Source organism: Gordonia sp. (in: high G+C Gram-positive bacteria) (genome assembly GCF_049299075.1).
In the GTDB taxonomy this organism is placed as follows: domain Bacteria; phylum Actinomycetota; class Actinomycetes; order Mycobacteriales; family Mycobacteriaceae; genus Gordonia.
This window is the reverse complement of record NZ_JBAQWU010000524.1, coordinates 1-8,412: the sequence shown is the minus strand read 5'-3', so window position 1 is coordinate 8,412 and position 8,412 is coordinate 1. Positions and strand designations below refer to the sequence as shown.

The 8,412-nt window shown below is 65.8% G+C and carries 9 protein-coding genes; 2 read left to right on the top strand and 7 right to left on the bottom strand.

The features are described from left to right. Positions 1-136 (bottom strand): carboxylesterase family protein (locus WAW85_RS16665; protein WP_422560699.1); only part of this gene is annotated, 136 nt, incomplete at its 3' end. A gap of 383 nt (positions 137-519) precedes the next feature. Here WAW85_RS16665 and WAW85_RS16660 point away from each other — a divergent pair. Then, entirely contained in the window at positions 520-1,812 is a 1,293-nt protein-coding gene (locus WAW85_RS16660; protein WP_422560697.1) for a hypothetical protein, read from the top strand. Between the two features lie 8 nt (positions 1,813-1,820). Next, entirely contained in the window at positions 1,821-3,152 is a 1,332-nt protein-coding gene (locus WAW85_RS16655) for a lipase family protein (protein ID WP_422560698.1), read from the top strand. Between the two features lie 282 nt (positions 3,153-3,434). Here the strand turns inward: WAW85_RS16655 and WAW85_RS16650 are convergent, their stop codons facing one another. The 6 genes from WAW85_RS16650 to WAW85_RS16625 all read right to left on the bottom strand — a co-directional run. Further along, positions 3,435-3,860 carry a hypothetical protein gene (locus WAW85_RS16650; protein WP_422560696.1) on the bottom strand — a complete coding sequence of 142 codons (426 nt, stop codon included), beginning with the start codon at positions 3,858-3,860 and terminating at the stop codon, positions 3,435-3,437. Between the two features lie 15 nt (positions 3,861-3,875). Continuing rightward, a complete protein-coding gene (locus WAW85_RS16645) occupies positions 3,876-4,283 on the bottom strand; it encodes a DNA/RNA non-specific endonuclease (RefSeq protein WP_422560695.1) in 408 nt (135 codons plus the stop codon). A 4-nt stretch (positions 4,284-4,287) separates the two neighbouring features. Then, a complete protein-coding gene (locus WAW85_RS16640) occupies positions 4,288-5,148 on the bottom strand; it encodes an HAD family hydrolase (protein ID WP_422560694.1) in 861 nt (286 codons plus the stop codon). A 33-nt stretch (positions 5,149-5,181) separates the two neighbouring features. Next, positions 5,182-6,468: a TetR/AcrR family transcriptional regulator gene (locus WAW85_RS16635; protein ID WP_422560693.1), complete on the bottom strand. Its 1,287-nt coding sequence runs from the start codon at positions 6,466-6,468 to the stop codon at positions 5,182-5,184. Positions 6,469-6,482: 14 nt separating this feature from the next. Then, on the bottom strand, positions 6,483-7,334 hold the full coding sequence (locus tag WAW85_RS16630) for an alpha/beta fold hydrolase (protein WP_422560692.1): 852 nt from the start codon (positions 7,332-7,334) through the stop codon (positions 6,483-6,485). A 25-nt stretch (positions 7,335-7,359) separates the two neighbouring features. After that, positions 7,360-8,412: 3-hydroxyacyl-CoA dehydrogenase family protein (locus WAW85_RS16625; protein WP_422560691.1), on the bottom strand; the 1,053-nt coding region annotated here is incomplete at its 5' end.

Here is an 8,412-nt window from a genome sequence, read left to right as displayed (position 1 = left end):
GCTCGGCCCAGGGCTGCGGTTCGCGCGCCCGGCGCCAGCGCAGGTCGCCGACCGGCGGCGCTGCAAACCGAACCCCCCGCCAAACATCGACGTCAGCACCGGTTTCTCCGCGCACCGGGCCGAATGTGGTCTCCACCGTAGCGTCACGATCTCTCACGCCGACCAGTCTGCCGGACGCCCCCGCCGCGCACCACTAAGTGACGACGATCACCGGCCCCCGCACCAGAGAGTCTGCTCACCGCGCGACGCTCGTTCCGGTCGGCGTGCGCACGCACACCGGCCCCCCCCGATTACCGGGAACACGCTGTACGTATTGGCGACATCGGCGCTCGCATCCAGGACTGGTTCCGCGCTGCGGAAGCTCCCGAGGCGAAGTGACGAACCGGCAATAGCCGTGGTGGACTGTCGGCTGATCATCCTGAGACTCGACCGAAATACCGTCTCACCCCTTCCGGTGATCGACTTTCCGCGCCGGCGGCAGCCCAGTCTTCGGCGCTCGAGAACACCAAGGATGCCCCCATGCCCCGCTCACGCACCCGTCGACCCAGAGACTCCCGGGCCGTCGTGCTCGCGCTGACTGCTGCACTGACTACCGCCGCACTGGCGCTCGGCGTAGGCACCCTCGCCGCGACAGCGCCCGCGCAGGCCACCGGTCCGCTGCAGCAGTATCTGAACTTGCCGGCGGTGAACCGCGATGCCGCGCACGGGCCGGGCGGCATCCACCCGAAGCTGCCGACCGACGTCCCGACGCTGCGCCGTCTGCTTGACCAGGCGCGTGCGCAGGGCGTCGCCCCGATCTCGTATCGGGCGCTGCTGCTCCAATTCTGGCTGGCCAACAGCACTCGGGCCGCCGGCATTGACCTCGACTCATGGAATCCGCGCCTGGGCGTGAGCGCCAACCGCGGCAACCTGATCCGCTCGTACCGCTACTACGAGGACCTTCAGCTGGCGCACCGCGAACTGCAATGGGCCGGCATGGCCGGTATGGTCGGCGCCGACTTCGGCGGCGGCCTGGTCGACTTCGAGCTGGCCACCGACATCTACGACTTCGCGCACCTGCAACCGCTCGCCAACGCGATCGTCGGCGAAACCAACCGCCTGCTCGGCCCGGTCTTCGTCGACAAGCTTCCCGAAGGCCTGCGCGCCCTCGCCCGCGTCGGTGCGGTGATCTCGGCCGCAGATCTGCGCAAAGTGCAGGGCGACATCCTCGTGATGCAGAAGAACATCTTCACCGACCTGATGCCGCAGCACACCGCTTACGTCCGCGAAGGCCTCCCGGCGCTGCGCGAAATGCAGCGCGCAGGTCTGGTCGACGGCCAGATCATGCACGCCTGGAAGCAGATCGCGTCCAAGCAGCCCGCCGCCGTCGCCGCAGGCAACGCCCGACTCCTTGAGCGCGAACAGCGCGAGGTGATCAAGGACCAGTGGGATGCGGTCCGCCGCTACAAGGGCGATGTCGGCATGGCGCTGACCTACGCGACCACCATCGCCGGCTCGCCGTCGGTCGCCGGCGTGCTGCCGCCGCGCTCGTACCGCCCGCTCACCGTGACCGGCACCGGTCCCGATGGACGCACCGCCACCCTGACCCTGCCGCTGGCCACCTGGAATTGGTCGGTCTACGACGAGCGCTGGGATTACATCACCGAACAATTGCTGCCGAAGTACTCGTACCTCGTCAACAACAAGTGGGACACGCTGCGCGCTCAGTTGCAGATCCCGTATGAGCAGCAGTTCGAAAGCCACCGCCCGATATGGAACATCGCCCCGACCCTCCAGTCGGCGCTCGACACCCTGAAGGTGACCTACCAGTGAAGAACCTGATGAAGAAGAGTCTGATCGGCCTCGCGCTGACGGCAGTCGCCGCCGCCGCGACCCTCACCGCCGCGGCCCCGGCCGGCGCCACGCCGAACCGGACCCCCGGCCTCGACGAGGTGTTCAACGGCTACGTGATCGGCACCCTGCAGGAGGGCCGCGTCGGGTCACCGCAGGAGATCGTCGAGCCGTGGCTACCCGGTCACCCGTTCTACAACGAGCCGCGGCTCAAGCCCTCCGATACGCCGGGCACCCTCCTCAAGGCCGAGAAGGTGGCCGTGCAGTTCCTCGGCGTACAGCCAGGCAAGCTCGACGCGTGGCGCACCATGTTCGTCACGACGGACATGAAGGGCAACCGCGACATCAGTACCGGCATCATCATGGTTCCGCGGGACGGTAAGAAGAACTCCGAGCGCAAGGTCATCGGCTACCAGATGGCCAACGACAGCGTCGGCGCCTACTGCCATCCGTCGTCGATGTGGACCGGTGGCGACCAGCTCGACGGCTCGCTGTGGTCAGCGCTCGGCCCACTCGCGATGCTCTTTGAGCGCGGCTATGCCGTGGTGATCTCCGACGTGGGCAACAGCGGCGACCCGAAGCCGCGCGGCGTCTTCGCTGGCAAGTACAACGGCATGACCACGCTCGACGGCCTCCGTGCCGCCCTCTCCTACAAGAAGGCCGGGCTGTCGAACGAGGCCCCGATCGGCATGTTCGGCATCGCCGGCGGCGGCGTCGGCACCGGCTTCGCAATGGAGCTGGCTAACGAGTACGCCCCCGAGCTGAACATTAAAGCCTCCGTGATGGAGGGCATGGTGCCCAACTACAAGAACTTCATCCGCGTCGCGGACGGTTCGGTGGGCTCGGCATTCGCACTGGCCACCATCCTCGGCCTGGAGCCGCACTACCCGGAAATGAAGGTCAACGCCCACCTGAACCCGGTCGGTCAGGGTATTGCCGCGGTCTACCGCACCCAGTGCCAGACTCCGGCGTACTTCACGCTCCCGCTGATCCCGATGCGGACCCTATTCAACGGGCAGGACCCGGCCGACATCCCGGCGTTCCAACGGGCCTACCGCGACAACGTGATGGGTAAGGGCACCCCGAAGACGGGCAGCCGTACGCTGATCTCGTCGTGCGTGGCCGACGACTCGCCGATGTCCCTGGTACCCGCGGAAGATTCGCGCACGCTGGTCAGTGCCTGGCGAGCCAAGGGCGCCAAGGTCGACTACCAGCCGACCGACTGCAGCCTGATGCGGATCTTCACCGACTTCTACGGGTGGGGCACCGACCTATTCGGTATGCAGACCATGGACTGGCTCGACGCCAACCTGAAGGACTAACCCGGACCGCCCCATGCGGGGCCGACAGGTTGAGGCAAGGCGCACCGATTAACTGCCGCAGGCGAAGTGGCAGCAACGAACTGTGCGGTCGTGTCCGTGACCGACAGGTTGAGCCCGTTCAGGTGATCGGCTTCTAGCAGTCAAGTCTCGCCATCCGCCTGGATGTCACCATCCGTCGCCGTGCCCTCTGAACTGGCAGCGGGGGCAACTGCGGTATCGCGCTGATCTGCGCGCGATAGCCCATCCTTCATTCTCTGAAGCTTTCGTAATTGCTTGAATGGTCTAATTTGACGGTGGAGAAATAAAATCGGAGCGGAGTTCTTCCCTTAATTGGGGTAGGTCCTTATCCTCAATCGCCCATTGCTCGGCGTCGGAATCCGTGCAGTACGTCATATGAGTTTCTTCCTCCGAGGGAGAAAGGAGAATTATTGCAGCATGCGGGACGCCCGGCTTGTCCTCTCTATTTTGAAGCCACGTCTCTTCAATTGCATGTGTAAGGATCTCCCGGGTTGAGATCTTTAGATTGCATTTAATGGCGGGTTGGCGGCTTTTATATCCGGTGGTGGTGGTTAAGATCATCATATCGGCATAATAATTAAATATTGAGAATCCTTCAAAAATGCCGTTGCGCACTACCTTTGGATCGCTGGAGACCGACTCGCGGAGTGACTTAGCGATCGCCGAGTCTATTGGGATTGATATCTTCACGTTTTCTCGGTCCTCTCAGGGGCATGAACGGCCGTACTCTTCACCATGCGAATTCTCAAAAATTGGGTCTCTCTCGAGAGAGAATACGACCTCGCCCTCGAATCCTGGCTTGATACCTTCAAAATCGATCATCACCTTGTTGAGCCGATCCGAGGTTGAATCAAACCTAAACTTAACTGTGCCCTCCACTTGTAGGCCGTCATTGACGAGCGCAGCCCATTCGTTTTCCATTTTCTTGTAGGCACTGGTGTTGAAGGTACCGTTCTGGGCGAAGAGGTTGGGTAGTCCCTGATCGAGTATGAAGCGGTGGGCCGCGATGTGGCCCGCGTGGTCGCCCGTGATGGCGCCGTGGCGGTTGGTGCCGCTGTCACCGAGGCTGGAGACGGTGCGTTGATGTGAAGTTTCTTCGCTGGTGCGTCCCATGCCGTCAAAGCTGTGCCGCAGCGTGATTTCTGCTTCGACGGTGCGTTGGCCGTGCTCGGTCCAGGTGACGGTGTTGCGGAGATTCTGGTCGTGTTGTGAGGACACCGAGGTGGCGGTGACGGTGACCAGTTCCCCGTCGCGCGGTGGGGGATCTTGTTCGGGCGGGTGGCCTGATTCGTAGATCGGATCGGATCGGATCGGCCTGCTTCTTGCCGTGCACAGCGAGCATCGCCCCGACGGGCCCGCCTCGTCCGGACGTGAGCAACGAGGTCAGCTCGTCCAGGGAATCGAGCTGCAGATCCGGGCGAACCGCGTCGGCCCGGAGGGTGTGGATGTGTGCCCATGGCCCGCGCCGCAGGAACGCGGTCCGGAGCCCGGCGGTGGCGGCGGGAACGATGTCGTTGTCGAGTCGCTCACCGACGTACAGGAGCACGTGGGGCTCGCAGCCGGCGACGTCCACAATTCGCGCGAAGAAGTCGACCGCGGGCTTGGTGACGCCCCACTGCGCCGAGGAGGCGACGAAGTCCACGTCGACACCGAGCGCGCGTAGGTGCTCCGCCGCACCGGCCGGCTGGTTACCTGCGATGCCGACGGTAAAGCCAGCGTCGCGTGCCGCCGACAGGCAGTCGAGTGCGTCCGGATAGAGATCGTCCGCTTCGAAGTCCTCTCGGCCGGGCGGTGGTGCGACGCCGAGGATCTCCCACACTTTCTGGTGAGGCTCGTCGCGCGCGGCCAACGCGCCGATGAGCCCCATCGACGTGAACGGTGTGACGCCCGCCGACTCCGCGAGCTGCGTCCACATGCGCGACTCGTCGACGAGCGTCTCCCCGACGTCGAACACCACCACCCGGATGCCGTCGGGCAACTGCTCGTCGCTCCGTACCCGGATCCCGCAACATCACTCTGCGGGCAACGGGGCGTTGTAGAGCACGGCCGACAGCATTCTCGTGACCGAGTCGAGGACCACGTCGAGGTCGCCGACGTGCTCCTCCCCCGCAAGGGAACCGGCGACGGCGCGCTCGATGGTCCACAGTACGACGGCCGCATACCCAGGAGTGGGCGGACCGTCCGGAATCACTCCACGTGCACGCTGCAGTTCGATACTCGATTCGAGCGTCGTCTTCATCGCGCCCATCGCGGTTAAGTACTCGTCACGCAGCGCAGGCAATCGCGGCCATGTGTGCACCGCGCTGCGGATCACCGCAGCCGCGTTCCCGTCCAGAACCAGCCAGCTCGAGATGAGTTCACGCAGATCACCCGGTCCGCCGTCGACGACGTCGGTCAGGGCAGCGGCAAGGCCTGCGACGATCTCCACCGCCGCTTCCCGGAACAGCACGACGAACGCGTCCTCGATGCTGCGGAAGTAGAAGTAGAACGACGCCCGCGAGACTCCGGCCTTCTCCAGCAACTGAGTCACGCTCAGATCCGCCAGAGTCCGGTCAACGAGCAACTCGGCCATCGCTGACAGCAGGGTGCGCGCCGTGTCTCCTTCCACCTCCGGCACCGTCAACTCGCCGACAGCGAAGGTCCGCTCCGGGCCAGTGGTGAACGCTCCCGCGCGCTGCCCTTCGATCGCCGCCTCGTTGACCGCCCGCAGCGGCTCGGTGAGGTCCCCGATCACCAAGTTCGGATCGAGACCCCGGGCCGCGACGTAGAACGCCCGCTCCGTGCCGCCGACAAGCATCGCCGCCAGCGTCGCGGCTTCGGGGCCGGCCGGGGCGGCGTCCTCGGACCGCATGAACGTGATCTGCTCGGCGAGCGAGTCGACGAACTGATTGAAGACCTGCTGCCACGCCGCGGCGACTGCGGGCTTGGTGTGCATGTGCTCGAGCACCGCGCAGATGACCGCGCCGTGTTCCGACCACATCGATAGGGTGTTGTCCAGACTCACGCCCAGTTGCCGGGCCCGGTCCCGCCCCGGCGACTCGGTCCACGGTCCGGCCGCCGAATACGAGTCCTCCAGAACACGACCCAGGAGCGCTACCACGACGTCGTACTTGTTCGCGAAGTAGTGGTAGAAGTTCGCCCGGGAGACCCCCGCCGCGCCGATGATCTGTGCGACAGTCAGGTCCTGCAGGGTCACCGTTCCGAGCAGATCCTCGGTCGCAGCGAACACCGTCTGCTCCGCCGACGACGATCCGTCGAAGTCCCGCGGTCGCCGACGAGCGAAGGTGGTCTCATTCATAGCGCCAGGATACCCTACTGTCTGGACACTGAGTCTGCCTCATGTGCCACAAGGTCGCCAGGCACTCGACTGAGGCCCGCTAGAAGCGCTTCTTCGAACAGATCAGGTGCTTCTAGCATCGGATAGTGACCGCACTCGATCTCCACCAGTGCGCTACCGAGCTGATCCCGCACCCACCGCGCCCCGCGGAGCGAGAGCGCCGGATCGGCGGTACCGACGATCTGCGTCACCGGCACAGTGATCCCCGGCAGTAGATCGGTCTGATCGGAGCACATGAGGGTCCGCATCGCGGCCCTGCCGGCCCAGCTCGGAGTCTGCAGGGAGATGCGGTGCAGCCAGTCCAGGGTGTGCTCGTCCGGCGGCGTGCCGAACGGGTCGCCCACCGCCCGCCGACGCAGAGCCACCCGGTCGGCGTGCTCGGCCGCCAGAATCGTCGCCAACTGCTGGTCGGCCGGGACGCCGAAGGGGAATGCAACCGTTCGCGAGGCGGCGACACCGTTGCTGGCAACCATCACCAGCGTCCGAATCCGCTCGGGCCGATCGTGCGCCAGACGCAGGCCGACCATCCCACCGAGGGACCAGCCCACGACAGCAGCGGTCTCGATTCCGAGGCCATCGAGTACCCCGAGCGCATCGGCGGCGAGCTCCTCGATGCCGTATCCGGTCCGTGGCGCGTCCGAATCGCCGTGTCCCCGTTGATCCATCGCGACCACGCGGCATCCCGCCTCAGCGAGCACGCGCTGCTGCCGGTCCCAGACTTCGCCGCTCAGGCTCCATCCGTGGATCAGCAGGACGGCAGGTCCTTCACCGAGGTCCCGCACGTTGATCATGAGGCCGTTTCCGACGCTGACGCGACGTTCTGTCATCGCTCCATCCCTCCTGTCCGCCGGGTTAGGCGGTCACGGCTTCCGCCGACTCGGCCGACGCGGCGACAGTGCCGCCTTCGGCGGCGATCCGCTTGAGCAGCGCAGGCGGCGCGAACCGATCCCCGTACGCGGCGGCGAGTTCCTCGGCCCGCGTGACGAATCCGGCCACTCCTCCCGGATAGCCGTCGATGCACTGCAGGACGCCACCGGTCCACCCCGGGTATCCGATGCCCAGCAGCGAGCCGACGTTGGCGTCGGCCACCGACTGCAGCACGCCCTCCTCCAGGCACTTGGCAGATTCCACAGCCTCGACGAACAGCAGGCGTTCTTTGAGGTCGACGAACGGGATCGTCGCCGGACTGCTCGTGAACGCCTCGGCGAGCCCGGGCCACACACCGACGCGCTTGCCCGCATCGTCGTAGTCGTGGAAGCCTGCACCGGCGAGCCGTCCGGCACGGCCGAACTCGCCGAGCATCCGGTCCAGCACTGCCTCGGCCGGATGCGGATCCCAGGTGCCGTCTGCTGCCTCGGCGGCCGCCTTCGAGGCGTCGCGCACGCGGCGCAGCAGCTCCAGGTTGAGCTCGTCGGCCAACTGGAGTGCCGGCGCAGGGTAGCCGGCCTGCAAGGTGGCCTGCTCGATCACCGGGGCGGGCACCGACTCGCCGAGCATGGCCAGCGCCTCATTGACGAAGGTGCCGATCACCCGGCTGGTGAAGAAACCGCGGCTGTCGTTCACCACGATCGGGGTCTTCGAGATCTGCCGTGCCAGGTCCAGCGCCCGCGACACCGACTCCTCCGACGTCCGCTCCCCCTTGATGATCTCCAGCAGCGGCATCTTGTCGACGGGGCTGAAGAAGTGCAGGCCGATGAACTCGGCGGGGCGGGCCACCCGCTCGGCGAGACCGCTGATCGGCAGAGTCGACGTGTTCGATCCGAGGAGGGCGTCCGGCGCCAGCACTCGTTCCGCCTCGGCGAGCACCGCGCCCTTAAGGTCGGGATCCTCGAACACCGCCTCGATCAGCAGATCCGCGCCTGCCGCGTCGGCGACATCGTGGGTCGCGACGATGCGGTGCAGCAC